The following is a 23,510-nucleotide window of genomic DNA, read 5'->3' as shown; positions in this document are numbered from 1 at the left end:
TCCTGCAGGATTTCAACGACGTACTCGCTGCAGAGCTGTACCAGGAACGGTACAACTTAAGGCTCCGATGCCCTCGCCAGCCGCTCAATCTGGCGCTGGCGAATGTGGCCGTCATGATGGCGCGACTGCAGGCAGGCATAGATCAGCGCCTGGGGTTCATTCAGTTGAGAAAACAGGGAGTCGTCGCTGCGGTGCTGAACGTGGTAGGGTAGCGCGGTCGAACAGAGTCGCATCGAAGGGCACATTGAACCGATTGGGTTCCGCAAGCGGTAGCTGCATGGCCTGACACAGCAGTTTGCCTTGCTTGTCGGGCAATAGCGACAACGCCCGCAATGCGGGGAAGTCCTCAGCCGTGAATCGCATCGGCACATTGACTTCCAGCGATTCCAATCGGGCATCGGCTCCGCTGACCAGGTATACGACCCGGGCAGTCGAAAAGAAAGCGGGACGGGCATTCTCGAAGGGTGGAACAATGAAGCAGAACGGCAATCCCGCGCGAGCCGGATTGCCGTTCTGCTTTGGCGGCGCTGTGGAGAGTGCCTCCGTTTTCCCGCCAGACGGTTTATCCGGCCGGCTTGGGCGGCAGGTCTTCCGGCGTCACGCCGCCGCGCCCCAGATACGCGCCGAACACCGTGCCGATGGTCTTGACCAGGCTGTGCGAGGTCATCACCTCGCCATGGATATCGTCGATACCCTCGTCGTCCGGTTGCAGCTTGCTGGCGTGTCCGACCCATTCGATGGCGGCGAAGCGGTTCTTCTTGGCGCCGTGACCGCGCGCATAGGCCAGCCCGATCTCGGCGCGCGGTTCCTCGCGTGATTCCTGCAGCAAGCGCAACACCGTCTCGACATTCTCGCGGCGCGATGCATCCATCTTGCCTGTCGAACAGGTGCCGATGCGCCATGCTGTGCTTAGCCAGCGGCGAGCCTTCACGTTCCGCGCGTTGCACATGACCTTCCTCTTATGTGCTGCGAGTTCAGCGTGTCGCTGATATCAATACGCCGGAGGTTGTAGCCAACCATGCTTGTGTTCCTACGCCATCACGCAATTCTATGCTATTGTTTCCAATGTAACTAAAAAATACTTAACCTAAAATTATAAAAATATACATGAAAAAGAGGGTTTGATGGTGCGCAGAAATGGTGGGGAAACTACTAAGACAGCTATGGAAGAGCTTGTTGACCTATTAGAGGATAGAGTAATAAAGTCAACGCGAAGTTCAAAAGCTGGTCGAGTTACTTATATTATTGGAAATAATGGAACTGGTAAAAGTCGGGTCCTTGGCGAATTAGCTGAACGTCTGGCAGTGGCGCGCCCTGCGCGTCCTGTTGCGTGCATCGCAAATTCTCTTCACGATCGTTTTAAATATGGCGACAGCGGTCGAATTCGCTATTTGGGGGCTAGAAATCAGACTAATGCAGTCTTCTTGTCAGGCATTGATCGCCAGCTCGCTAGGTTGATTCTGCGAGCAATGATCATCGATCCAAAACTATTCGATTCCCTAAGAAAAACTGTTTCTATGGATTTGTCGTTCAGTCTTGGAAAAGAAGTTCAATTGCAAGTTAAGAAACTTCTTGAAGCGTCATCTGAAAATAGTAAATCTCGAAAACGAAGAGCCTTTGCTTTTAGGGCGCTCGGGACCCCGCATTACATGGCGATATTGAATCGCATTGCTCAAGGGGGCGGGAGATTTGAGCGATTGACGGTGCCGCAGATCCACACACTTCTTCAGTATTTGGAATTGGGTGTTGATATACAGATTGATGTCGCGTTTAATGGTGACGAGCGTCTAAATTTTAGGCAACTTAGTACGGGAGAGCAGAACCGTATACTGGTTCTTGCTAAGGTGCTAAGCAATATGGAGCAGGGGGCTGTCTTTCTTATCGACGAACCCGAAGTGAGTTTGCATTTGCACTGGCAAATGAGATTCCATGAGACGTTAATGGATCTCTTGTCTCGGCTAACTAGATTTCATGTGGTCATCGCCACTCATGCTCCGATTGTCATTAGCGAAGCAGCAAAATACGAGCCGCTCAGCACGAGAAATCTAGTCGCCATCCTGCGTCATGACGTGGGGGAGGGGGAACGCCTGGGTGAACTAACACTCGGACGCGGGAAAGTCAGCTTGGACATGCATAGTTTCGCCGATGTCGCAAGTCACGATCAATTGGTGCTTAGGTATTTTCAGGTCGCGCCATATCATGCTCGTGAAATCAGTGTGGAAATTGCAGACACTGTTTTACAGGTAACTGAAGGTGCCCAAGACCGATCTGAGGCGGAGACCTTATTGCAGCGACTGAAAATTACTGAAGGTCTTTCAGTCGAGGCAGTGGCGCAAATTAACGCGGCACTTTTACTGATCCGTCGGGATTGGTCAATTGCATTCAGGGAAGCTTCAACATGATTACGCTGTGCACAGGAAGCCAGAAACAGCACCTTCTTAAGCTAATCACCATGCTTAGAAATAAAGAGCTAGATGGAACGGAGGCGTGGTCTGCCTTCTCATCGCCAGCGATTTCGAAAAAATTCAAAGGAAAAAGATATCGAACAAAAACTTTTAAATTCACTGCAGAGGAAGTTAAGACGTACGAACAGCTTCGGCAGATGGTTAAAAATAAACTCTTTGATGAGTGTTGTGGTAGCTGTTCGTATTGTAAGCGCCCTGTTGGACATTATGGTTGGGCGTGGCACATTGAGCATGTGGTGCCCAAAAAAAAGTACCCGGCTAAAGCATTTGAGTTTTCCAATCTAACGGTTGGGTGTGTGCATTGCAATATGTGGAAGGGAAGTTCGGTTGATAGAAAATTAACTTCCACAGTTCTTCCTATAATAAATCCTGTGGAACAGGGTTTTAATTATTCGACGCATCTTAAGTTCGTGCAAATAGGTACGGAATCTTTGAGTTTTGCGAAGTACTTTCCTCTTTCTTCAGTCGGGGAAAGCACTTATGATTTATTGTCTTTCAAGGAGTTGGAGCGGGCTCAGGCGATTAATGGATTGAATGGTAGTGCGGCTGCTTTGCATGATCGAATAATGAAAGGGTTGAAACTCGGACTGTCTTCTCAGGATGGACTGGAATTGGTTTCGCTTCTTCAAAAGTTAAAAACTGCAATCTATACGCTGCCATGATGAGGGTTAATCAAGTTATTTAAGAGTCTTATCGAAAGGCGCTCCTGAGAAGTTTTTAATTTCATACCGCCTGATCATGTCTTAAGTAAGTCATGCGTCTCAAAGGCTTCTTATATCGCAGTCATCGTAACTCGTTCGAGTGACTCGTTCGAGTGACTCGCTTACTGTAAATATGATTCGGTCATCCTTTCCCAGCGTTAGATAAGTTCCTTGTGCTGTAATTGATATGGTTTTTCGGATGGGTCAAAGCTATAACAGTGACGTTGCTTTTTTCTTTGGCGGAAAGTTGAGCGATATATTTGGACGGTTGGGCTATAGGAGCCCCATGTCGATTCAAACCCTAGGCCGTTGTGGTGTCGTTCTGTTTCTCGCCGCCCTAACGTCCGGCTGTTCCCTCATCAACGAATGCCGCTGGTATCGCAGCAGCTGCATGTATGACGGCAAGTACGAGCCGGGCGAAGAAGGCTACGCGGAAGCCGAAGCGAAACGCCTGAACAAGGCCTCGACCGATCGGTTGCGTCGCAGCTCGGGTGATTGAGCGATAGCTCAGCGTGGGCGGTGGCGTGGCGGGTGGCGCAGCATCCTGTCGGTTTCCCACTCTTGCGACGTGCCGGTATCCCGATGGCGTCAAGCACACCGCAACCGCGCCAATCAATGCAATGACCCTTCCGTCATCGCGACTTCTATATCCAATCGCGCCCCGTCCATAGCCGGCTCTGCAAGATCCGCAATGTGATCGCAGAGGCTCTCAATGCCACCTAGCAAGTTGGCGCTGATCCACGGTTCCAACGGCTCCGCGCCGGTGCCCTCGGGTTCCGTCGCGCTATTGCCCACGATCCGGGCGATGGCCCAGATGCCCAGGCAAGCCCGTTCTATCTTCCGAAGATCAGCAAACCGGATCGGCACGCTCTCCGGATCATCCGGCGTGGCCCAGCGGTCAAGGGTATAGGGATGGTGGCTCATTGCACGCTCCTTTGGGGTGTGAACTATGGCTGTGGCTGTTTGCTCCCTTGGTTTTCCGGCTGTCATCCCGGGTGATCGTTGGTGTGATCGCAGGGCGAGTGTAGGTGCATCGCATATGGGTGCCAGTGCCAACGGTGACGTTTTCATCCCTTCCCTAGATGAGCGCCCAAAACAAAAAGGACCCCCACAGGGTCCTTTTTCAATTCTCAAGCCGCTTGCGGCAGGAAGAACCGATCCTTCAACTCCTGCAACCCGATCCGATCCAACATCTCCGTCAGCCGTTCCGCCGGCTTCCTGCGCGGCAGATCCTTGTACTGCGCGATGATCAGCTCATTCTTCATCGAATGTTCCCACCCGACCAACTCCGTCACGCTGACCTGGTACCCATGCGCTTCCAGCTGCAAGCACCGCAGCACGTTCGTGATCTGGCTGCCGAATTCCCGCGTATGCAGCGGATGCCGCCAGATCTCGGCCAGCGGATCGGCCAGCGCCTTGGCTTTGTTCTTCCTCAGTACCGACGCCACTTCCGCCTGGCAGCAGGGCACCACCACGATGTACTTGGCCTTTTTCTCCAGCGCGAAATGGATCGCGTCGTCGGTGGCGGTGTTGCAGGCGTGCAGGGCCGTGACCACGTCGATGGTCGCGGGCAGTTTGTCGGAGGTGATGGACTCGGCCACCGACAGGTTCAGGAACGACATGCCGTCAAAGCCCAGGCGTTTGGCCAGTTCTTCCGACGACTTGACCAGTTCCTCGCGGGTCTCGATGCCGTAGATGTGCGAGCCGTTCTTGAGCGCCTCGGGCTGTTCCTTGAAGAACAGGTCGTACAGGATGAAGCCCAGGTACGACTTGCCCGCGCCGTGGTCGGCCAGGGTGACGGCGCCGCGTTGTTGCTGGACGTCCTTGAGCAGCGGTTCGATGAACTGGAACAGGTGATAGACCTGCTTGAGCTTGCGGCGGCTGTCCTGGTTCATCTTGCCGTCGCGGGTCAGGATGTGCAGGGCCTTGAGCAGTTCGATCGACTGGCCGGGGCGGATGTCGTGGGTTTTGTCGGACATGGGGGTAAGGCAATGCGCCCCGCGTGGGGCGGGGCGCAGTGGAAGGCGGAAAGCGTCAGTTTAACGAAACCGGCGGCTTTCCGTCCGGCGGTCCACAGGGTGGGCCTGGCGTGCAGCAGTGCGCCGGTCGGCCGGTCACCCGGCGGCGGCCGGGGCGACGGCGGCGCCGTCGATGCCATGGCGGGCCAGGGCCTGGGCCACGAAGCCGCTGCGTTTCATGTCTTCGACGAAGTCGGCCAGGACGCGGGTCGCGGCGTCGCCGCGCCCGCGCGGTAGGCCCATGGCCTGGCGGATGGTCATGAAGCTGCCGGGCAGCAGGCGCAGGCCGCCCAGGCGGCGGGCGTCGGCTTCCAGTTGCTGGCGCACGCCGGCGGCGACGTCGGTGCCGGTCTGCAGGAAGGTGTCGACCACGGTGGGCGAGGTGGCGGCGCGGGTGATGGCGGCGCGTTGCAGTTCGCGGGTCAGGTAGAGGTCATAGGCGCTGCCCAGGCCGACGGTGACGCGGTGGCGCGGGTCGTCGACCTCGGCGATCTCGCGCAGGGGCGAATCGTTGCGCACCAGGTAGGCGCCTTCGATCAGGACGTAGGCGTCGGTGAAGGCGATGCCGGTGGCGCGCTTGGGGTCGATGGCGAAGAAGCCGATGTCGGCGGCATCCTGGCTGACGGTGTCGACGGCCTTGCCGGCGCTGTCCAGGACGATGAGTTCCAGGGCGACGCCGAGCCGCTGCGCGAAGGCGCGGGCCAGGTCGACGGAGACGCCCACGGGGTCGCCGTTGCCGTCGCGGTTGGCCAGGATGGGGTTGCCGAGGTTGATGGTGGCGCGCAGCGCACCGGTGGGGGTGAAAGCCCTGACGATGTCGGCGGGGATGCTGGCGGCGCCGGAATGGGCGGTGGCGTCCGAACGGGCGGTAGTGCTGGAAATCGCGGTCATGGCGTTATGGGTGGAGGACAGTGGGAAATTCAAAGGCGGTAGTGGATGGCTTGCTTGCCGTGACGGAAGCTCACAGGCGGCAGCTACGGTTTGAGTGCCGTAGTGGACGGGTCACCTCGTGTAGCAGCCAGCTCACACGCTGTACCGCCCCGCAGTCGGCGCACAGCACAAGTCGATCCGTTGCGGCTCCAGATCGTCGCCGAACCAGGCATTGATGGCGGCGCGGCGTTCGCCGACATAGACCGGCGCGCCATCGGCGTCGAGCTTCATGCCAAGGTCGTGCCCAGGCACCAGCAGGGTGTCCGGTCGCTTGCGCCACCACGCCCAGATGCGCTCCAGGCTGGCGTGGCTGGCGGCGGCGTCGGCGGTGTCCGCCACCTGGCCCGAGACCAGCTCGGCGCGGTTCTTGGCCGCATCGCCGGTGAAGAGGATGGGTTGGCGCGGGTCGTCGACGTAGAACAGCAAATGGCCCGGCGTGTGGCCGGGCGCGGCGATGGCGGTGATGCCGGGCAGGAAAACGTCGCCGTCGCCGATGCGGCGCACGCGGTCGAGCTGGTCGAGTTCGCGCACGTACAGTTCCGGCAGCGGGTTGAAGCCGGGCGGCTGCGCGGCGGCCCATTGCAGTTCCTGCGCGCCGATCCAGACGGTGGCGTTGGGGAACAGGGTGAAGTTGACGGCGTGGTCGTAGTGGGCGTGGGTGAGGACCACGTCGGTGATGTCGGCCGGCGCGACGCCGCAGGCGTCCAGGTGGCGGCCGAGCAGGTGGCGCACGCCGAACGCGCCCACGTCCACCAGGATCTTGTGGCGGTCCGAGCGCAGCAGGGTGCTGGTGCTCCAGCCCAGGCCGCCGTGGCAGACGGCGCGGCCGGGGTAGCCCTGGATCAGGATGTCGATCTGGTACATGGGGTCACTCCGCGGTGATGTGGGCCTCGCTGATCAGCTGGCGATAGCGTTGCAGGTCGTCGCGCAACTGGCGCGTGAATTCCTCGGGCGTGCCGGCGACGATTTCGTTGCCGCCTTCGGTGGCGAGCTTGCGCACCACCTCGGGGTCCTTGACCGCCTGGACCACGGCGTCGTGCAAGGTGGCGATGATGCGCGGATCGGTGCCGGCCGGGGCCAGCAGGCCCTGGAACTGGGTGATGACGAAGTCCTTGTAGCCCAGCTCCTGCATGGTCGGCAGGTCGGGCAGGCTGGAGGCGCGGCGCGGGCCGGTGACGGCGTAGGCGCGCAGTTTGCCGGACTGGATGTGCGGGGTGGCGGTGACGGTGGTGTCGAAGGTAAAGGACAACTGTCCGCCCAGCACGTCGGTCAGGGCCTGGGCGTTGCCTTTGTAGGGCACGTGCGTCAGCTGGGTGCCGGTGCGCAGCGCCAGCAGTTCGCCAGCCAGGTGGCCGCCGGCGCCCAGGCCGGCCGAGCCATAGGTGACGGCGCCGGGTTTCTTGCGGGCGGCGGCGAGCAGGTCGTCGATGCCGTGCGCGGGCGACTGCTGCGGCACCACCAGCGCGTATTGGTAGCTGGTGATCTGGCTGATCGGGGCGAAGTCCTTCAGCGGGTCATAGGGCGTTTTCTTGTACAGCGACGGGTTCACCACCAGCGGGCCGCTGGCGTCCAGCAGCAGGGTGTAGCCGTCGGGCGCGGCCTTGGCGACGAAGTCGGTGCCGATCATGCCGTTGGCGCCGGGCTTGTTCTCGACCACGATGGTGCCCTTCAGGGTCTTGCCCATGCGGGCCGCGACCACGCGGGCGGTGATGTCGGCCGCGCCGCCGGCCACGTAGGGCACGATCAGGCGGATCGGCTGGCTGGGGTAGTCGGCGGCGCCGGCCTGCGGCGCGGCCAGGGCCGTCGCCAGGCCCAGGGTGAGCAGTGTGATGGGCTTCATGTTGTGGGTCTCCTCCGGGATGCCGGCTCAGCCCTGGCCGGCGTGTTGGCGCAGCAGGGCCAGCACGTCCGCGGCGACTTCGATGCCGTGGGCGCGCTGGCGCGCCAGCTTGGCCAGTTCGATCTCGCCGGGCTGGATCACGGGGCGGGCCGGGTCGGCGGCCGGGCTGGCGTGCAGGATCGCGGCGAAGTCGTTCATGCGTTCGGCCAGCCATTGCGTCGAGCCCAGGCGGCGGGTGTCGATCAGCAGGAAGAAGTGGCCCAGGTTCTGCGGTTCGTCGGGCGCATCGACCCAGGATTTGACGTGGGTGAGGTAGGCGGCGTTGGACAGCAGGCCCGCGAACAGGTCCACCATCAGCGCCAGGCCGTAGCCCTTGTGGCTGCCGATCGGCAGCAGGAAGCCGTCCAGGGCCTGCTTGGGGTCGGTGGTGGGCTGGCCTTGGGCGTCGGTGGCCCAGGTGTCGGGGATGGCCTGGCCGGCCTTCAGGGCGTTGCGGATCTTGGCGCGGGCCACAACGCTCATCGCCATGTCGAGCAGGAAGTGGGCGCCGTCCGGGTTGGGGACGGCAAAGCCGATGGGGCTGTTGCCGACGCGCGCGTCGGTGCCGCCCCAGGGGGCGATGGTGGTGGTGGCGTTGCTGCCGATGATGCTGGCGTAGCCGGCCTCGGCGGCGATCAGGCCGTAGGGCGAGATGGGGCCGAAGTGGTTGCTCTGGCGGGCGAACGCCAGGCCGACGCCGCATTCGCTGGCGGCCTGCATGGCGGCGCGCAGCGCGTGCATGCCGACCAGCGGGCCGACGCCGTTGTCGCCGTCGACCAGGCGCAGCGCCGGGGCGGGGCTGTCCACGCGGATGCGGGCCTGGCGGTTGATGCCGCCGACCTGCAGGCGCTCGCCATACGATTCGATGCGCGACAGGCCGTGGGTGGACAGGCCGAACAGGTCGGCCAGCACCAGGATGTCGACGACGTCGACGGCGTCCTGGCGCGGCAGGCCCAGGCCTTCGAAGGCGCGCACGCCCAGCGCGCGCAGTTCGGTTTCCGGGACGAGGGAGGGGGAGCCAGCAGTGGCGGCCATGATCAGCAATCCTTGTGTGAAATAAGAGAGGGGCTTATTCGGCGGAGAGACGCGCGTCTTTCACCACCTTGCTCCAGCGGCGCTCTTCGGCGTCGATGAAGGCGGCGAATTCGGCCGGGCCGGCGCCGGACGGTTCGGCGGCGTCGTGGGCCAGGCGCTGGCGCACGGCGTCGGTCTGCAGGGCGCGCTGGGCGGCGGCCTGCAGGCGCGCGATGGCCTGCGGCGGCGTGCCGGCCGGGGCCAGCAGGCCGAACCATTGCGAGCTTTCGAAGCCGGGATAGCCCTGTTCGGCCACGGTGGGCACGTCCGGCAGGATGGGCAGCCGCTCGGCCGAGCCGACGGCGATGATCCTGATCTTGCCGGCCTGCGCGTGCGGCAGCAGGCCGGGGATGCCGGCCGCGGCGGCGTCGGTGTTGCCGGCCAGCAGGTCGGTGACCTGGGCGCCGGTGCCCTTGTACGGCACGTGCATCACGTCGATGGCGGCGGCGGTCTTGAGCATTTCGAAGGCCAGGTGGCCGGCGCTGCCATTGCCGGCCGAGCCGTAGTTCAGGACGCCGGGCTTGGCGCGCGCCAGCGCCACGAATTCTGGCAGGGTGTTGGCCGGCACCTTGGCGCCGACGGCGAACACCATCGGCAGCTTGGCCAGCAGGATGATGGGGGCGAAGTCGCGGCGCGGGTCATAGGACAGGTTGGGCATCATGGTCGGGTTCACCGCCAGGGTGCCGACGTGGCCCAGGATCAGCGTGTAGCCGTCGGGCCGGGCGCGCGCCGCTTCCACCGTGGCGATGCTGCCCTGGCCGCCGCCCTTGTTCTCGACGATGACCTGCTGGCCCAGGTCGCGCGACATTTCGACGGCGACGGCGCGCGCCACCACGTCCGAGCTGCCGCCCGGGCCATACGGCACCAGCAGGCGGATGGGGCGCTGCGGCCAGTCGTCGGCACGGGCCGGCGCGGTGGCGGACAACAGCAAGGGGGCGGTGGCCAGCGCCAGCGCGGTGCGCAGGCAGGCTCTCCGTAGCGACTTCATGGGCAGGTCTCCTGTTCAGGCCGCTATTGGTTGCGGCTGGGAGACATCGTGCCCCGCCCTCGGAATCGAGTAAAGTGCAAAAATTCGTTCAATTCTTGATGAAAACGCATGAATTTCGATCTTGCCGATTTGCGCGCCTTCCTGGCGGTGGCCGACCTGGGCAGTTTTCGGGCGGCGTCCGAGGCGCTGCATCTGTCGCAGTCGGCGTTGTCGCGCCGGGTCGACAAGCTGGAGGCGGCGCTGGGCGTGCAACTGATGACGCGCACCACGCGCAAGGTCGAGCTGACCACCATCGGCCGCGGCTTCGTGCCGCGCGCCCGCAGCGTGCTGAACGAGCTGGAGAGCGCGCTGGTCGGCATCCGCGACGTGGCCGAGCGGCTGTCGGGCATGGTGACGATTGCCTGCGTGCCGTCGGCGGTGGCGTATTTCCTGCCGGATGTGATCCGCGAATACCACGCCAGCTATCCGCGCATCCGCATCCGCATCATCGACGAGTCGTCATCGCAGGTGCTGACGGCGGTGGCGCGCGGCGACGCGGATTTCGGGCTGACCTACATCGGCGCCAATGACGCGGAGATCGAGTTCAAGCCGCTGCTGGAGGAGCCGTTCGTGGCGGCGGTGAGCCGCAAGCATCCGCTGGCCAAACGCAAGTCGGTGGATTGGGCCGACCTGGAGGCGCACCCGTACATCACGCTGGCGCAGGGCAGCGGCAACCGTTTCCTGATGGACCAGGCGCTGGTGCACAGCGGCAGCCGGCCGCGCCATTTCTGCGAGGTGCAGCACGTGCCGGCGCTGGTCAGCATGGTCGAGGCGGGCCTGGGCGTGGGCGTGGTGCCGCGCCTGGCGATGCCGGATGAGGACCATGGCACCCTGGTCAGCGTGCCGCTGCGCAATCCCGCCGTGAGCCGCACCATCGGCCTGATCCATCCGCGCGGCAAGACCTTGAATCCGGTGGCGCGGCTGTTCTACGACCTGCTGGCGCAGCGGGTGGAGGCGCGGCAGAAGTAGGCGGCGCGCGGTTCAAGCGGGACGCCGCTGCGTTGTCGGCCGCCGGCGGAGGACGGGCATCAACCGCAAGCCGAAAAGCAAACAGGCCGCGAAAACGCGGCCTGTTCAGGTACGACTTGGCGCGGCTCGCGCGCGGTCGTCAGACCTGCACGACCACCGGCTCGCCCAGGTTCAACATCAAGCGGTTGGCCCACGCGAAGATCGCGTCCGAGTGCAGCAGGTCCAGCACTTCGCCATCGCTCAGGCCCACATCCTTCAGCGCCTGGATGCTCGCCGCATCCACCGAAGCCGGCGCCTCCGTGATCTGGATCGAGAACTTGCCGATCGCCAGTTCCCGCGTGGTGGTGCCGGCGGTAGCCGGGTCCTCGAACACCTGCGCGATCACATCATTGCGCTTGGCCAGTTGTTCGAAGCGCTGCGCGTGCACCGACGCGCAGTACACGCAGCCGTTGACGCGCGACACCACGGTCGCGCCCAGCTCGCGCTCGGCGCGCGACAGGCCGCCGGGCGCGTACATGATGGCGTTGAACGCGGTGGAGCGCTGGCGCAGGATTTCGGGCTGGTGCACCAGGAACAGGTAGTAATCCGAGACCTTGGCCTTGGGGTGGCTTTCTTCCAGCACGGCGACCTGTTCGGGCGTGGCGCTGTCGACCTGGACCACGTCCAGCCAGGCCTTCCATTCCAGCACTTCGTTGGTGAAGCCGTGGGCCTTGATGACGGCGCCCGGTTCGGTGGCGGCGGTGTTGGCGGGGAAGGGCGCGGGCGGGTTGCCGGCCGCGGCGGGCTTGGCTTCCAGGGCCGTCATGGCTTGCAGGCCGGCGACCAGGCGCACCTGGTACGACAGGAACGCCACCAGTTGCGACAGCGTCACCACGGCAGGCGTGGAGACGCCGGCGGCCGGCAGCGTCTTGAGCGCGGCTTCGTCGCCTTCGACGGGCTTTTCGATCAGCTTGCGCGTGAATTCCAGGATGGCGGCCAGGCGCGGGTCGGCGGCGTCCGCCGGCTTGCCCGACTCGGCCACCTGGATGTCGGCGGCGCTGGCGCCGGCTTCGACCAGGCGCTGGCGATAGTGCGCGGCCAGCGCCGGCGACGGCGTCAGGCGCGCGGCATACAGCGCGACCAGCAGGCGCTCGGCCAGCGTCAGGCCGGCCAGCGCCGGGTCGAACAGCGCGTCGTAGCTGCCCTGGGTGGCGGCGGCGACCTTGTCGCGCTGGTGGCGCACGGCGTAGGTGGCGCTGTCGGCCTTCAGGCCGACGAGCTGGTCCACCAGGTCGCGGGCGGCGTCATAGACGATGGGTTGTTGTGCCATGGGAAAGTCTCCTTGGATATCGTTCAGCGGGCGGCCTGGCCGCGCGCCTTGACCGCGGCGTCCAGGAACTTCAGCACGCCTTCCCAGGATTCCTGGTCGGCGCGCGCGTTGTCCTTGGGGTTGCCGCCGCTGGTGCTGATCTTGCCGGACACGGGGTGGGCGTAGACCAGCTGCGTGGTGGGCACGTAGGGGAACAGGATCGAGTGGCCGCCGTTCTCGTAGTCCAGCCATTGCACCGGGTACGGGTGCTTCACTTCGGCCAGCTTGTCCTGCACCATCTTCGAGTACAGGCTGGACGGCCACGAGCCGTCGTCGGTGGCCGACAGCAGCATCACCGGGCCTTGGATGTCCTCGACCTTGATGCGGGCGCGGGCCACGGCGTCGGTGTCCTGCAGCGCGGTGAGGATGGCCTTTTCGTGGCGGTGCGGCGACGGGCCTTCATCGAACGGCGCCCAGGTGGCGGTGCGGTTGTTTTCCCAGACGTGCGGCAGGGGCTTGCCGCCCAGCAGCCAGGTCGGGCCTTCGCGGCCGATCTTGGGGTCGCAGGCGTTCTGGCCGCTGTGGACCACGGCGCCGGGTACGTAGGCGACGACGGCCGAGACTTCCGTGGGGAAGGTGGCGCCCAGCAGCAGCACCAGCTCGCCGCCGCGCGACTGGCCGCTGATGGCGACGAAGTCGTGCTTGGGCTGGACCTTCCTGCGCAGCCAGCGCAGGCCGGTCTGGAAGTACTCCAGCGGCGTGTTGGAGATGTAGTCCGACAGGCCGGGCGCCTTGAAGTAGGCCAGCGCGAAGGCGGCGTAGCCGCGCGAGGCGTACAGCGCGGCGCGCGGTTCGTTGATGCCGCCGCCGGAACCGTTCAGGATCAGCACGGCGGGATGCGAGCCAGGGGTGGCGCCGGGCGGCAGGTAGAGCGTGCCGACCAGGCCTTCCTCGCGCACTTCCTGGCGGGTGACGCCGTCCGCGGCCAGGCGCTGGGTGAAGCGGGCGATGCTCTGCGCGCCGGCGGCGCGCGCCACCACTTCCGTGACCAGCGCTTCGGTCACAGGATGGTTGAAGTGCTCGCGGCTGGACGAGTCCACGGGGGCCTGCGACCACACCAGGCCCATGGGCGCGACGCCGCTGTAGTCGCCCGAGACGGGCGCGTCGCGGCTCAGGTCGACCACGCCGTCCTCGCCCGCGACGAAGGCGGCCTGGCTTTGCCAGAGCACGCCGTTGCGGCGGGTGAGGGCGGTGATCTCCACCGTCTGGCCGGGCGCGACGTGCTCGACCCGGATATGGCGGGGCACGTCGATGAGCGCGTCGGCGGGTTGGATGCTCAGGGTAGGAACCATGATGCGCGCCTTACTTGCCCGAGTCCTTGGTGACCATCATGGCGGCGGTGCGGTCGCTGGTCATGGGGGTGACCTTCAGGCCCTTCTTGGTGGCCCAGATGTTCTTGTAGTGGTACAGCGGGATGATGCCGACGTCGTCGGACACCAGCTTGACCGAGTCGCGCAGGATGGCTTCACGCTTGGCCACGTCGAATTCCGAGGTGGACTGGTCCAGCGCGGCGTCGACCTTGGCGTTGCTGTAGTGGCCCCAGTTGGAGGCGCCCAGCCCCTTCTTGGCGTCCACGGTCGCCAGGATGTTGACCAGCGCGTAGCTGGCTTCGCCCGTGCCGTTGCCCCAGGCCAGCATGCTGACCGCGAATTCGTTCTTGTTGGCGCGGCCCGAGTACACGGCCCACGGCACCACTTCCACTTGCGTCTTGACGCCGACGCGGGTCCAGAACTGGGCCACCGCCTGGGCCGTTTCCGGGCCTTGCGGGTAGCGGTCGTTGGGCACGTGCATGGTCAGCTTGAAGCCGTCGGGGAAACCGGCCTCGGCCAGCAGCTTCTTGGCCTTCTCGACGTCGTTGGGGATGTCCTTGACGTCGGGGTTGTAGCCGAAGGTGCCCTTGGGCATCCACTGGTTGGCTTCGGTGGCGGCGCCTTGCAGGATGCGGTCGGCGATGGCCTTGCGGTTGATCGCCAGGTTCAGCGCCTGGCGCACGCGCACGTCCAGCAGCGGGTTCTTGTCCAGCGGCTTGCCGTTGTTGTCGGTGATGTACTGGTTGGGGGCGGGGTTGAAGCTGGGCTGCAGGATCATGACGCGCAGGCCGTCGTACGGGTAGACCGAGATGTTGGAGGCCTTCTGCAGCTTGGCCAGGTCGGACACCGAGACCTTGTCGATCACGTCGACGTCGCCGGCCAGCAGCGCGGCGGTGCGGGCGGCGGCGTTGTTGATGTAGCGGTAGTTGACCTTGTCCCAGGTGGCCTTCTCGCCCCAGTAGCCGTCATTGCGTTCCATGATGACGCGGTCGCCGGGGGTGTACGAGACGAACTTGTAGGGGCCGGTACCGACCATGGCCTTGCCCGAGTTGTAGTCTTCGGTGGTCGACTTTTCGCCGACGTGCTTGCTGACCACGTGCACCGAGGCCAGGTTCAGCGGCAGGTCGGGGTTGGGCGCCTTGGTCTTGACGATCAGGGTCAGCGGGTCCTTGGCGGTCATCGTGTCGATGGTGCGCAGGTAGCCGGCGTAGGTGGCGACGCTGCCGGGCACGGCGCGGGCGCGGGTGTACGAATAGATCAGGTCGTCGGCGGTGAACGGCGTGCCGTCCTGCCATTTCACGCCTTCGCGCAGCTTGAATTCCCAGGTGGTGCTGTCCAGCGGCTTCCAGCTCACGGCCAGGCCGGGCTGCAGCTTGTTCCACTTGTTCTCGATCAGCAGGTCCCAGAAGTGCAGGGCCACCGAGCGGTCGCCGGCGTGGTTGTTCAGTTGCGGGTCGAGCGAGGACAGCGGATCGGCAAAGCCGATCGACAGGTTGTCGGCCGAGGCCGCGGCGGACGCGCCCAGGATGGCGGCGGTCAGGGTCGAGAGAATCAGGCGTTTCATGTTCGGGGTCCTTGGTGAGGGGGAACTTCTTTCAGGCCATGTCGTTCAGGTGACAGGCGCTCAGGTGGTTGATGGCGATTCCCTTCAGGGTGGGAACCTCGGTTTTGCAGCGCGCCATCGCATGCGGACAGCGCGGGTGGAAGTGACAGCCGCCGGGCGGATTCAGCGGGCTGGGAATCTCTCCCTTGATGGCGGTGAAGGTCTTGTGGCGCGATTTCAGGTTGGGGATCTCGGCCAGCAGCGCCTGGGTGTAGGGATGGTTGGGGCGGCGGAACACTTCCTCGACCGGCGCGGTCTCGACCACGCGGCCCAGGTACATGATGACCACGCGGTCCGACAGGTGCTCGACCACGCCCAGGTCGTGGCTGATGAACAGGTACGTCAGGTTGAGCTGTTCGCGCAGGTCCATGAACAGGTTCAGGATCTGCGCCTGGATCGACACGTCCAGCGCGGCCACGGCCTCGTCGCACACCAGCATCGACGGCTGCACCGCCAGGGCGCGGGCGATGCCGATGCGCTGGCGCTGGCCGCCGCTGAACTGGTGCGGGTAGCGCTGGCGCAGGGCCGGATCGAGGCCGGCGCGTTGCAGCTGGGCGCTGACGTAGTCGTCGAAGTCGCCGTTGCCGACCAGGCCGTGGATGCGCGCCGCTTCGCCGACGATCTCGTCCACGCGCAGGCGCGGGTTGAGGCTGGCGTACGGGTCCTGGAAGATCATCTGCACCTTCAGGCGCGCGGCGTGGGCCTGCGCCGGCGTCATGTCGGCGGGGCGCTGGCCGTTGATCAGCACCTCGCCGCCGGACGGCGTCAGCAGGCCGGCCGCGATGCGGCCCAGCGTGGACTTGCCGCAGCCGGACTCGCCGACCAGGCCGACCACTTCGCCGGGGCGCACCAGCAGGTCGACATGATCGACGGCGCGGGTGATGGCGGGCGGCTTGGACAGGCCCAGGCGCTGCAGGGCGCGGCCGGCGGCGCCGACGGGGCGTTCGCCGAAGCGCTTGCTGACCTGGCGCAGGTCGATGAGCGGGGTGGCGTTGGCGCGGTCATCGGCGTGGGCCGTGGCTTGCACGCTGCCGCCCGTTGCGATGCCTGCGGGCGCCGCCGCGTTGGCGCCGTCGCGGGTATCCGGAATCGTCGTCTGGCTCATGCCGTCACCTCGCCCAGTTGGCGCGACGGGTGGAAGCAGCGCACCTGATGGCCGGGCAGCACGTCGGTGATGGCGGGCTGCTGGCCGCATTGCGCCGTGGCGCGCGCGCAGCGCGCCGCGAAGGCACAGCCGGCGGGCAGGGTGAGCAGGTTGGGTGTCATGCCGGGAATCTGGCGCAGGCGTTGGCCGCGCTGGTTGTTGCTGGGCAGGCTGTCGATCAGGCCCACCGTGTAGGGATGCTGCGGACGGTCGAGCACGTCGTCGACCTTGCCGTGCTCGACGATGCGGCCGGCATACATCACCGCCACGTCGTCGGCCAGGCCCGCCACCACCGACAGGTCGTGCGTGATCCAGATGAGGCTGGTGCCGTGCTGCTGCGCCAGCTTCTGCACTTCGGACAGGATCTGCGCCTGGATGGTGACGTCCAGCGCGGTGGTCGGCTCGTCGGCGATGATGAGGTCGGGGCGGTGCAGCATGGCGATGGCGATCGCCACGCGCTGGCGCATGCCGCCGGACAACTGGTGCGGGTAGGCCAGCAGCCGCTCTTCCGGGCTGGGAATGCCCATCATGCCGAGCGTGTCGCGGGCCAGTTCGCGCGCCTGCGACTTGCTCATGCTGTTGTGGGCGCGCACCGTTTCGATCATCTGCACGTCGACCCGCAGCACGGGGTTCAACGTCATCATCGGATCCTGGAAGATCATGGCGATGCGGTTGCCCTGCAGCTTGCGCAGTTCGCGCGGGGCCAGCTGGGTCAGGTCGCGGCCCTGGAACAGCACCTGGCCGCCGACCACGCGGCCGGGGGCGTCCACCAGGCCCATGATGGAAAAGCCGGTGACCGACTTGCCCGAGCCGGACTCGCCGACCAGGCCCAGGATCTTGCCGCGTTCGAGCGTGAAGGACACGTCGTCCACGGCGGGCAGGGTGCCGGCGCGGGTGAAGAAGTGGGTGCGCAGGTTGCGCACTTCCAGGGTGGGGGCGGCCGGGGCCGCGACGGGGCGGGCGGCGCTCATTTGTGGGTCCTCGGGTTCAGCACGTCGCGCAGGCGGTCGCCCACCAGGTTGATGGCGACAATGGTGACCAGCAGCGCGATGCCGGGGTAGAAGCTGATCCAGTATTCGCCGGACAGCATGTATTGGAAGCCGTTGGAGATCAGCAGCCCCAGCGACGGTTCGGTCACGGGCACGCCCAGGCCCAGGAAGCTCAGCGTGGCCTCCAGCGTGATGGCGCGCGCGATCTGCAGGGTGCCGATGACGATCAGCGGCGGCAGGCAGTTGGGCAGGATGTGCTTGAGCATGATCCGCCAGTTCGGGATGTCCAGGCAGCGCGCCGCCTCTACATACTCGCGGCGGCGCTCGACCAGGGCCTGGCCGCGCGCGGTGCGGGCGTAGTAGGCCCATTCCAGGATCACCAGCGTCAGCACCACGTTGCCCACGCCCTTGCCCAGGTAGGCCAGGATCATCATGGCCACCAGGATCGACGGGAACGACAGGATCAGGTCCACCAGCCGCATGATCAGCGCGTCGACCTTGCCGCCGGCGTAGGCCGCCAGCAGGCCCAGCAGCGTGCCGATGACGCCGGCGATCAGCGCCGAGCCCACGCCCACCATCAGGCTGATGCGCAGGCCGTAGAGAATGCCGGAAAGCAGGTCGCGGCCCTGGCCGTCGGTGCCGAGCCAGTAGTGGAAGGTGTTCAGGCCGTTCATCGTGCCCGGCGCCAGGCGCGCGTCCAGCACGTCGATCTGCAGCAGGTCATACGGGTTCTGCGGCGAGATCCACGGCGCCAGGATGGCGGCCAGGATCAGCAGGGTGGCGATCACCAGCCCGAACACCGCCGTCTTGGACGACAGGAATTCCAGCAGGTTGCGGCGCCAGGGCGATTCGCGCTTCAGGATGGGACTCGGGTTGGGAGTGGAAACAGCGCTCATGCCGAGGCCTCCAGCCGCACCCTCGGGTCCAGCACTTTGTACAGGATGTCGACGATCAGGTTGAGCGTCACGAACAGGCACACCACCACGATCAGGTAGGCCACGATCACCGGGCGGTCCAGCGCGTTCAGGCTGTCCAGGATCAGCTTGCCGGCGCCGGGCCAGGCGAAGATGCTTTCCGTGATGACGGCAAAGGCGATGGTCGAGCCCAGCTCCAGGCCCAGCACCGTCACCAGCGGGATCATGGTGTTGCGCAACACGTGCACACAGACCACCCGGAAAGGCGACAGGCCCTTGGCGCGGGCGAACTTGACGAAGTCCAGCGGCATCACGTCGCGCACGCCGGCGCGGGTCAGGCGGATCACCAGCGAGATCTTGAACAGCGACAGGTTCAGCGCCGGCAGGATCAGGTGGCGCCAGCCGTCGGCGGTCAGCCACGACCACTGGAAGCCCAGGAACTCCACCGTCTGGCCGCGGCCGCTGGCAGGCAGCCAGCCCAGCGACACGCTGAAGGTCATGATCAGCATCAGCGCGACCCAGAAGGTCGGCAGCGAGAAACCGACGATGCTGCCCGCCATCACCAGCTTGGAGAAGCGGCTGTCCGGATACAGCCCGGCCAGCAGGCCCAGCGGCAGGCCGATGATCACCGCCAGCAGCAGGGCGGCGATGGCCAGTTCCAGCGTGGCCGGCAGGCGCTGGATCACCAGCTCGACGGCGGGGATGTTGTAGACGAAGCTGTTGCCCAGGTTGCCGTGCAGCGCCCCGTTCAGGAAGCCCAGGTACTGTTGCCACAGGGGCTTGTCCAGCCCCAGTTCGGCAATGATGCGGGCGCGGTCGACCTGGTCGACGTCCTGGCCGATCAGGATGTCGACGGGGTTGCCGATGGCGTGCAGCCCGACGAAGACGATCAGCGTCATCAGGAACACGACCACCGCGGCTTGCGCCAAGCGGCGGAGCAGCCAGCCGGTCATTGCGCGGTCTCCGCTTGCTGGGCCGCGCCGGGCGCCGGGGCCGGCGTCCATTCGTCGCCGAACACTTCGGGTTCCGAGAACGCTTCCATGTTGGCGTAATGCGTCGCCACGTCCTCGCGGTAGAACAGGCCGGCGATGCCTTGCGCCAGGCGCTTGGCGCCTTCGCTGATGGCGGGGATGTCGCCGGACACGGTGCCGTGGGTCAGCGCGGCCGGGTACGAGAAGCAGTGCACCCGGTCCAGGCCGGGACAGGCGCCCGGCGTCTTTTCCTGCAGTTCGAACGCCGCGCCCAGGTCGGGCGAGTCGTGCAGCTCCTGATCTTCCTCGCCGGCGGCGGGGGTGTAGCGGTCGCCCCAGGCGCGCACGTGCGGCGCCAGCGCGGCGAATTCCGGACGCACGGTCCAGTCGATGCGGAAACCGGTCGAGAACACCAGGAAGTCCAGCGTGAAGACACCCTTGGGCGTGGTGACGCGGATGGCGTCATCGACCAGCGCCAGGTCCTGCACGCCACAGCCCAGGTTGAAGCGGGCGTTCGGGTGGCGCGACACGCGCAGCGTGCTGCCGCGCGGCGGCGGCACCTGGGCGGCGTTGATGTAGTGGCGGATCTTCCACTTCCAGTCGTCGGGCAGGTTCAGGTGGCCGTGGGTCAGGCCGGGGTTGCCCGCGCCCTTGCCCTTGTTGATGCGCGGAATGTCGTTGCGGCGGATCAGCAGGTCGACGCTGGCCGCGCCCGCTTCCAGCGCGGTGGCGGCGCTGTCCATGGCCGACGCGCCCGCGCCCACCACGCCGACGCGCTTGCCGGCCAGGGTGGCGTAGTCCAGCACGTCCGACGAATGGGCCCAGCGGTCGCGCGGCAGCTTGCGCGCGAAGTCCGGCACGTAGGCGCCGCCCAGGCCGTCGCGGCCGGTCGCCAGCACCACGCGGCGCGCCAGCACGGTCTGGCGGCCGGCGGGCGACTCGATGTCCAGCCGCACCAGCTGGTCGGCGCGCGGCAGCACGGCCAGCACGCGGTGCTGGTTGCGCACGTCCAGGTTCAGCACGCGGCGGTACCAGCGCAGGTAGTCCATCCATTGCAGGCGCGGGATCTTGTCCAGCGCGTCCCACGCATCGCTGCCGAACTGCGCTTCGAACCAGGCGCGGAAAGTCAGCGCCGGCAGGCCCAGCGCCGGGCCGGTCAGCTGCTTGGGCGAACGCAGGGTCTCCATGCGCGCGGTGGTGGCCCACGGGCCTTCATAGCCTTCGGGCGACTGGTCGAAGATCGGCGCGACGATGCCCAGGTGCGTGAGCGAGGCCGCCGCGGCCAGGCCGGCCATGCCGCCGCCGATGACGGCCACGTCCAGCACCGGCTGGCCGTCCACCAGGCGCGGCGTGACCCACTGTTTGGCCGGGATTTCCAGCCAGGACAGGTCCTGGCGCAGGCGCGCTTCCAGCGCGGCCAGGCCTTGCGGGGCGGGGGCGAGGGGTTGATTCATAGTGCGGGCGTATCCGTAAGAGGGGTGTCATCGCCGTAGATCGACTGCAGCAGCGCGCCGTGCTGGCAGGCGTCGTGCAGCACGAAGCCGGGCAGCAGCTGCGCGGCGGCCTGCGCCAGGGCATCGGCCATGGCCTGGCAGGCCGGCGTCAGGGGCTGCGACTGCGAGGTGATGACCCCGAAGAAAAAGGGAATGTCCAGGTCGATCGGGCGGATCGCCACGCCCGCCATCGGCGCGCCGTAGGCGGTAATGGGTTCCAGCACCGACACGCCCAGGCCGGCGCGCACGGCGGCCAGGGCGTTGACGGACGAATTGGTTTCGATGGCGCCAAGCGCGTGGCCGCCGGGCGGCAGCGCCGCGTCCAGGCGCCGGCGCAGGCGGTAGGGGTTGGCCATGGTGATGACGCGGCGCCCGGCCAGCTCGGCCACCGGCACCACGTCATGGCGCGCGGCCGGATCGTCTTCCGGCAGCGCCACCACACAGGGCGCCTGGCCGATCCAGTGCACCGTCAGGCCGCGATGTTCCAGCGGCAGGCTGGTCGCGCCCAGCTGGGCCGTGCCGCTCAGCACGGCGTGCACTACGCGTTCGGGCGAGGCGCTGCGCAGTTCGATGCGCGGCGCGGGGGCGCTGGCTTGCGCCTCGATGCGCTTGAGAGCGGCGGGCACCAGGCCGGCGGCCAGTGCCGAGGTGGCCGCCAGCAGCAGCGGCTGGGCCTGGCCGCGGGCGATTTCCTCGGCCCGGTCGCGGATCTGGCGCAGGCTGGAAAGCGCGCGTTCGACGTCGTCATAGAGCAGGAAACCCTGCTCGGTCGGCGTCACGCGCGGCCCGCTGCGGGTGAACAGGGCATAGCCGATCTCGGCCTCCAGTTCCTGCAGCAGGCGGCTGATCGCGGGTTGCGAACGGCCAAGCAGACGCCCGGCAGCGGTGACGCTGCCCGTGGACATGACGGCCGCGAAGGCCTCGAGTTGACGAAGTTCCATCTGTCTTGCTTTATGCCAAGGACGAATTCTTGCGTATCGAGTATGCGCTCGGCAAATAATTAAAGGGCATAAGCAAATTCCCTAATGGGGATTTCCTTATGCCCTTTCATTACTGTGAGTTATTTCAAAGACTTAGGGGTGTTTGAGGAGAGAACCCATTCCCATGGCAAGTGGCAGGCGCGGTCGCCATCGTTGTCTCGGTGCCTGTCCGGGAATGCCGGCGTGGTTTTTTACTTTGTTAGAATAATTCAAAATGTATCTTTGACTGACCAAAAATGGCCGCTACCACACGGGGCTCCGCCGCGCCGGGCCCCTCGGTCAAGGCGGACCGCACGTCAACACAATCAAAGGAACCGTGATGCAAGGCGTTCTGTATTTCGTCGACAGGATCAACGCAAAAACGACGGAACAGCCCTTACCCGGGCAGTACCTGCTCAAACCGATCCATCAAGACGCGGTTCATGTCACGATTGCGGGCAGTGACTGTCACGCGGTCAGGTTCTTCGCGGACACGAAGCGCGAGGTGACGCTGCTGTATGTGCCCTTGCCCGGTGGCGCCGACTGGGACATCCCGGAATCCCAGAGGGCCGCATTTCGCTGCGCGGAAAGGCTGGCCAGCCTCGGGGGAGATGCGCCCAAGACAGCGGGAAAATTCCTGTGGTCGAACATGGCGCCCGAGCGTTTGTTGAGCGTGGCTTCGCAATTCCTGCGCGGAACCAAAACACTGGTCGAAGATTGCTATCGGCCGGTGGGAGGTCTGTCGGTTGCCACGGACGGCGTGGGGCTGGCGGTCCGTTGCCCGGAGACGGATATGGGCGCACGGCCTGCGCGTGCGTTGGTGATGCATATGCTCGGACTGGCCTGCCATCGGGTGCTGGAAAACGCGATCGCCGAGTTTGCCGGACTGAGTCGCCGCAGGGAGCGGGCCGCGCTGGAACACATGCATGAGGATATTTCGCACTTCCTGGCCGCATCCTATTTCGATATGCCTGCCCGCGCATTTACCCTGGAAGTCGGGCAAATCTATGGGCTGATCCGGGAGCGCCTGTTGTTGCGCGAACTGAGCCGTGAACTGGTGGAGCAACTGGAACGCGTTTCCGAGGCGTCGCGCGTACAGCGTCAAGCGCAAGAGGCGGCGTTCGAATCCCGCACGCAGCGACGTTTTACGTTGATTGGCATCGCCGTGGCCGTAATGGGCTTGATCCAGGTGGCCCAGATAACGCCCGCACAAGTTGGCATATTTTTCCGCGCCTGGACGGACTGCCTGATCCGGGAGGGCGTTTGCTTTGGGGCGCCGCCGCCACCTGTCGCCCAGGACAAGCCTGCCGCGCGACCGGGCCAGCCAGCGCGCCGTGCCGCGGGATCGTGAGTGTCATGCGCGTCATGCCGTTGGGGCTTGGGACAGTCGTCCCGATGATGATGGCGCCTGCCTTGGGCAGCGCGGTCACTATGCCTTGTTTGAGCGCATCACGTGGCTGGCGACGGGCAGGCGGGCCTTGCTGGAACACCTCCTGAAGCCGGCGCGCGCCACCTTCTGCGGTACCGTCCCTCATCGGAAGATTGCCAGTCTGGCGAGACCGCGCCACGCGCTTCCCTCCGACAGCAAAGTCGGAAATTGCAATAGCATTACGCCTCGCCTGGCGGTTCGGCCCTGGCGACTTGTATGGGAGCGGCATGGAGAGGCAACGACCGGTACGGAATGCATGGCTTGCCGCGCTTTATAGCGCGGGCCAG

At 65.4% G+C, this 23,510-nt stretch carries 23 protein-coding genes; 5 read left to right on the top strand and 18 right to left on the bottom strand.

Annotated features, from left to right (window positions below; genetic code table 11):
* Positions 1 to 156 precede the first annotated feature (156 nt).
* Both AC1HFW_RS11470 and AC1HFW_RS11465 read right to left on the bottom strand, forming a co-directional pair.
* Positions 157 to 390, bottom strand: coding sequence for a hypothetical protein (locus tag AC1HFW_RS11470; RefSeq protein WP_479283399.1), 234 nt, complete (start codon positions 388 to 390; stop codon positions 157 to 159).
* 172 nt (positions 391 to 562) lie between these two features.
* Positions 563 to 871: a hypothetical protein gene (locus AC1HFW_RS11465; protein ID WP_479283398.1), complete on the bottom strand. Its 309-nt coding sequence runs from the start codon at positions 869 to 871 to the stop codon at positions 563 to 565.
* Positions 872 to 1,163: 292 nt separating this feature from the next.
* Here AC1HFW_RS11465 and AC1HFW_RS11460 point away from each other — a divergent pair, with 292 nt between their 5' ends.
* The 3 genes from AC1HFW_RS11460 to AC1HFW_RS11450 all read left to right on the top strand — a co-directional run bounded on the left by AC1HFW_RS11460 (position 1,164) and on the right by AC1HFW_RS11450 (position 3,665).
* Complete coding sequence (locus AC1HFW_RS11460; RefSeq protein ID WP_479283396.1) at positions 1,164 to 2,402, top strand: AAA family ATPase; 1,239 nt, start codon at positions 1,164 to 1,166, stop codon at positions 2,400 to 2,402.
* On the top strand, positions 2,399 to 3,127 hold the full coding sequence (locus AC1HFW_RS11455; protein WP_479283394.1) for an HNH endonuclease: 729 nt from the start codon (positions 2,399 to 2,401) through the stop codon (positions 3,125 to 3,127). The genes AC1HFW_RS11460 and AC1HFW_RS11455 overlap by 4 nt, the downstream gene beginning before the upstream one ends.
* 325 nt (positions 3,128 to 3,452) lie before the next feature.
* The gene (locus AC1HFW_RS11450; RefSeq protein WP_479283393.1) at positions 3,453 to 3,665 is read left to right on the top strand and encodes a hypothetical protein; all 213 of its coding nucleotides are present in this window, start codon (positions 3,453 to 3,455) and stop codon (positions 3,663 to 3,665) included.
* A gap of 113 nt (positions 3,666 to 3,778) precedes the next feature.
* Here the strand turns inward: AC1HFW_RS11450 and AC1HFW_RS11445 are convergent, their stop codons facing one another.
* From AC1HFW_RS11445 to AC1HFW_RS11415, 7 genes are all read right to left on the bottom strand, one after another.
* On the bottom strand, positions 3,779 to 4,090 hold the full coding sequence (locus AC1HFW_RS11445; RefSeq protein ID WP_479283391.1) for a hypothetical protein: 312 nt from the start codon (positions 4,088 to 4,090) through the stop codon (positions 3,779 to 3,781).
* Positions 4,091 to 4,296: 206 nt separating this feature from the next.
* Positions 4,297 to 5,145, bottom strand: coding sequence for a class I SAM-dependent methyltransferase (locus AC1HFW_RS11440; RefSeq protein WP_479283390.1), 849 nt, complete (start codon positions 5,143 to 5,145; stop codon positions 4,297 to 4,299).
* 135 nt (positions 5,146 to 5,280) lie between these two features.
* Positions 5,281 to 6,075 carry a transporter substrate-binding domain-containing protein gene (locus AC1HFW_RS11435; protein ID WP_479283388.1) on the bottom strand — a complete coding sequence of 265 codons (795 nt, stop codon included), beginning with the start codon at positions 6,073 to 6,075 and terminating at the stop codon, positions 5,281 to 5,283.
* Between the two features lie 132 nt (positions 6,076 to 6,207).
* On the bottom strand, positions 6,208 to 6,978 hold the full coding sequence (locus AC1HFW_RS11430; RefSeq protein WP_479283386.1) for an MBL fold metallo-hydrolase: 771 nt from the start codon (positions 6,976 to 6,978) through the stop codon (positions 6,208 to 6,210).
* Between the two features lie 4 nt (positions 6,979 to 6,982).
* The gene (locus AC1HFW_RS11425; RefSeq protein WP_479283384.1) at positions 6,983 to 7,954 is read right to left on the bottom strand and encodes a Bug family tripartite tricarboxylate transporter substrate binding protein; all 972 of its coding nucleotides are present in this window, start codon (positions 7,952 to 7,954) and stop codon (positions 6,983 to 6,985) included.
* A 27-nt stretch (positions 7,955 to 7,981) separates the two neighbouring features.
* Positions 7,982 to 9,028 (bottom strand): Ldh family oxidoreductase, encoded by a 1,047-nt coding sequence (locus AC1HFW_RS11420; RefSeq protein ID WP_479283382.1) that lies wholly within the window; start codon positions 9,026 to 9,028, stop codon positions 7,982 to 7,984.
* Positions 9,029 to 9,062: 34 nt separating this feature from the next.
* The gene (locus AC1HFW_RS11415) at positions 9,063 to 10,055 is read right to left on the bottom strand and encodes a Bug family tripartite tricarboxylate transporter substrate binding protein (protein ID WP_479283381.1); all 993 of its coding nucleotides are present in this window, start codon (positions 10,053 to 10,055) and stop codon (positions 9,063 to 9,065) included.
* 108 nt (positions 10,056 to 10,163) lie between these two features.
* Here AC1HFW_RS11415 and AC1HFW_RS11410 point away from each other — a divergent pair, with 108 nt between their 5' ends.
* On the top strand, positions 10,164 to 11,063 hold the full coding sequence (locus AC1HFW_RS11410; RefSeq protein ID WP_049054069.1) for a LysR family transcriptional regulator: 900 nt from the start codon (positions 10,164 to 10,166) through the stop codon (positions 11,061 to 11,063).
* 139 nt (positions 11,064 to 11,202) lie between these two features.
* Here the strand turns inward: AC1HFW_RS11410 and AC1HFW_RS11405 are convergent, their stop codons facing one another.
* Genes AC1HFW_RS11405 through AC1HFW_RS11365 form a run of 9 tightly spaced genes read right to left on the bottom strand, consistent with a single transcriptional unit; the run spans position 11,203 to position 21,776 of the window.
* Entirely contained in the window at positions 11,203 to 12,372 is a 1,170-nt protein-coding gene (locus AC1HFW_RS11405; protein WP_479283379.1) for a CMD domain protein, read from the bottom strand.
* A gap of 23 nt (positions 12,373 to 12,395) precedes the next feature.
* Positions 12,396 to 13,703 (bottom strand): acyl-CoA thioester hydrolase/BAAT C-terminal domain-containing protein, encoded by a 1,308-nt coding sequence (locus tag AC1HFW_RS11400; protein WP_479283377.1) that lies wholly within the window; start codon positions 13,701 to 13,703, stop codon positions 12,396 to 12,398.
* Between the two features lie 10 nt (positions 13,704 to 13,713).
* Positions 13,714 to 15,285 (bottom strand): ABC transporter substrate-binding protein, encoded by a 1,572-nt coding sequence (locus AC1HFW_RS11395; protein WP_006395656.1) that lies wholly within the window; start codon positions 15,283 to 15,285, stop codon positions 13,714 to 13,716.
* Positions 15,286 to 15,316: 31 nt separating this feature from the next.
* Positions 15,317 to 16,429, bottom strand: a complete 1,113-nt coding sequence (locus AC1HFW_RS11390) for an ABC transporter ATP-binding protein (RefSeq protein ID WP_479283375.1) — start codon at positions 16,427 to 16,429, stop codon at positions 15,317 to 15,319.
* A complete protein-coding gene (locus AC1HFW_RS11385) occupies positions 16,426 to 17,439 on the bottom strand; it encodes an ABC transporter ATP-binding protein (protein ID WP_006395654.1) in 1,014 nt (337 codons plus the stop codon). Before AC1HFW_RS11385 ends, AC1HFW_RS11390 begins: the two co-directional genes overlap by 4 nt.
* The gene (locus tag AC1HFW_RS11380) at positions 17,436 to 18,353 is read right to left on the bottom strand and encodes an ABC transporter permease (protein WP_479283373.1); all 918 of its coding nucleotides are present in this window, start codon (positions 18,351 to 18,353) and stop codon (positions 17,436 to 17,438) included. The genes AC1HFW_RS11385 and AC1HFW_RS11380 overlap by 4 nt, the downstream gene beginning before the upstream one ends.
* Positions 18,350 to 19,324, bottom strand: coding sequence for an ABC transporter permease (locus tag AC1HFW_RS11375; protein WP_006395652.1), 975 nt, complete (start codon positions 19,322 to 19,324; stop codon positions 18,350 to 18,352). Before AC1HFW_RS11375 ends, AC1HFW_RS11380 begins: the two co-directional genes overlap by 4 nt.
* Positions 19,321 to 20,796, bottom strand: coding sequence for a SidA/IucD/PvdA family monooxygenase (locus AC1HFW_RS11370; protein ID WP_479283370.1), 1,476 nt, complete (start codon positions 20,794 to 20,796; stop codon positions 19,321 to 19,323). The genes AC1HFW_RS11375 and AC1HFW_RS11370 overlap by 4 nt, the downstream gene beginning before the upstream one ends.
* Positions 20,793 to 21,776 (bottom strand): LysR family transcriptional regulator, encoded by a 984-nt coding sequence (locus AC1HFW_RS11365; protein WP_479283368.1) that lies wholly within the window; start codon positions 21,774 to 21,776, stop codon positions 20,793 to 20,795. The genes AC1HFW_RS11370 and AC1HFW_RS11365 overlap by 4 nt, the downstream gene beginning before the upstream one ends.
* 358 nt (positions 21,777 to 22,134) lie before the next feature.
* Between AC1HFW_RS11365 and AC1HFW_RS11360 the strand changes: the two genes are divergently transcribed.
* Complete coding sequence (locus tag AC1HFW_RS11360) at positions 22,135 to 23,145, top strand: hypothetical protein (protein WP_479283366.1); 1,011 nt, start codon at positions 22,135 to 22,137, stop codon at positions 23,143 to 23,145.
* Positions 23,146 to 23,510: the final 365 nt, after the last annotated feature.

This window comes from Achromobacter sp. ISS7 (assembly GCF_056523125.1).
Note: the sequence above shows the minus strand (reverse complement) of the source record. Positions and strands in the feature narration are given on the sequence as shown.

Excerpts from the sequence above, each read along its gene's own strand:
- AC1HFW_RS11465 (WP_479283398.1), bottom strand. The coding sequence starts at position 871 with ATGGATGCATCGCGCCGCGAGAATGTCGAGACGGTGTTGCGCTTGCTG.
- AC1HFW_RS11460 (WP_479283396.1), top strand. The coding sequence starts at position 1,164 with ATGGAAGAGCTTGTTGACCTATTAGAGGATAGAGTAATAAAGTCAACG.
- AC1HFW_RS11455 (WP_479283394.1), top strand. The coding sequence starts at position 2,399 with ATGATTACGCTGTGCACAGGAAGCCAGAAACAGCACCTTCTTAAGCTA.
- AC1HFW_RS11450 (WP_479283393.1), top strand. The coding sequence starts at position 3,453 with ATGTCGATTCAAACCCTAGGCCGTTGTGGTGTCGTTCTGTTTCTCGCC.
- AC1HFW_RS11445 (WP_479283391.1), bottom strand. The coding sequence starts at position 4,090 with ATGAGCCACCATCCCTATACCCTTGACCGCTGGGCCACGCCGGATGAT.
- AC1HFW_RS11440 (WP_479283390.1), bottom strand. The coding sequence starts at position 5,145 with ATGTCCGACAAAACCCACGACATCCGCCCCGGCCAGTCGATCGAACTG.
- AC1HFW_RS11435 (WP_479283388.1), bottom strand. The coding sequence starts at position 6,075 with ATGACCGCGATTTCCAGCACTACCGCCCGTTCGGACGCCACCGCCCAT.
- AC1HFW_RS11430 (WP_479283386.1), bottom strand. The coding sequence starts at position 6,978 with ATGTACCAGATCGACATCCTGATCCAGGGCTACCCCGGCCGCGCCGTC.
- AC1HFW_RS11425 (WP_479283384.1), bottom strand. The coding sequence starts at position 7,954 with ATGAAGCCCATCACACTGCTCACCCTGGGCCTGGCGACGGCCCTGGCC.
- AC1HFW_RS11420 (WP_479283382.1), bottom strand. The coding sequence starts at position 9,028 with ATGGCCGCCACTGCTGGCTCCCCCTCCCTCGTCCCGGAAACCGAACTG.
- AC1HFW_RS11415 (WP_479283381.1), bottom strand. The coding sequence starts at position 10,055 with ATGAAGTCGCTACGGAGAGCCTGCCTGCGCACCGCGCTGGCGCTGGCC.
- AC1HFW_RS11410 (WP_049054069.1), top strand. The coding sequence starts at position 10,164 with ATGAATTTCGATCTTGCCGATTTGCGCGCCTTCCTGGCGGTGGCCGAC.
- AC1HFW_RS11405 (WP_479283379.1), bottom strand. The coding sequence starts at position 12,372 with ATGGCACAACAACCCATCGTCTATGACGCCGCCCGCGACCTGGTGGAC.
- AC1HFW_RS11400 (WP_479283377.1), bottom strand. The coding sequence starts at position 13,703 with ATGGTTCCTACCCTGAGCATCCAACCCGCCGACGCGCTCATCGACGTG.
- AC1HFW_RS11395 (WP_006395656.1), bottom strand. The coding sequence starts at position 15,285 with ATGAAACGCCTGATTCTCTCGACCCTGACCGCCGCCATCCTGGGCGCG.
- AC1HFW_RS11390 (WP_479283375.1), bottom strand. The coding sequence starts at position 16,429 with ATGAGCCAGACGACGATTCCGGATACCCGCGACGGCGCCAACGCGGCG.
- AC1HFW_RS11385 (WP_006395654.1), bottom strand. The coding sequence starts at position 17,439 with ATGAGCGCCGCCCGCCCCGTCGCGGCCCCGGCCGCCCCCACCCTGGAA.
- AC1HFW_RS11380 (WP_479283373.1), bottom strand. The coding sequence starts at position 18,353 with ATGAGCGCTGTTTCCACTCCCAACCCGAGTCCCATCCTGAAGCGCGAA.
- AC1HFW_RS11375 (WP_006395652.1), bottom strand. The coding sequence starts at position 19,324 with ATGACCGGCTGGCTGCTCCGCCGCTTGGCGCAAGCCGCGGTGGTCGTG.
- AC1HFW_RS11370 (WP_479283370.1), bottom strand. The coding sequence starts at position 20,796 with ATGAATCAACCCCTCGCCCCCGCCCCGCAAGGCCTGGCCGCGCTGGAA.
- AC1HFW_RS11365 (WP_479283368.1), bottom strand. The coding sequence starts at position 21,776 with ATGGAACTTCGTCAACTCGAGGCCTTCGCGGCCGTCATGTCCACGGGC.
- AC1HFW_RS11360 (WP_479283366.1), top strand. The coding sequence starts at position 22,135 with ATGCAAGGCGTTCTGTATTTCGTCGACAGGATCAACGCAAAAACGACG.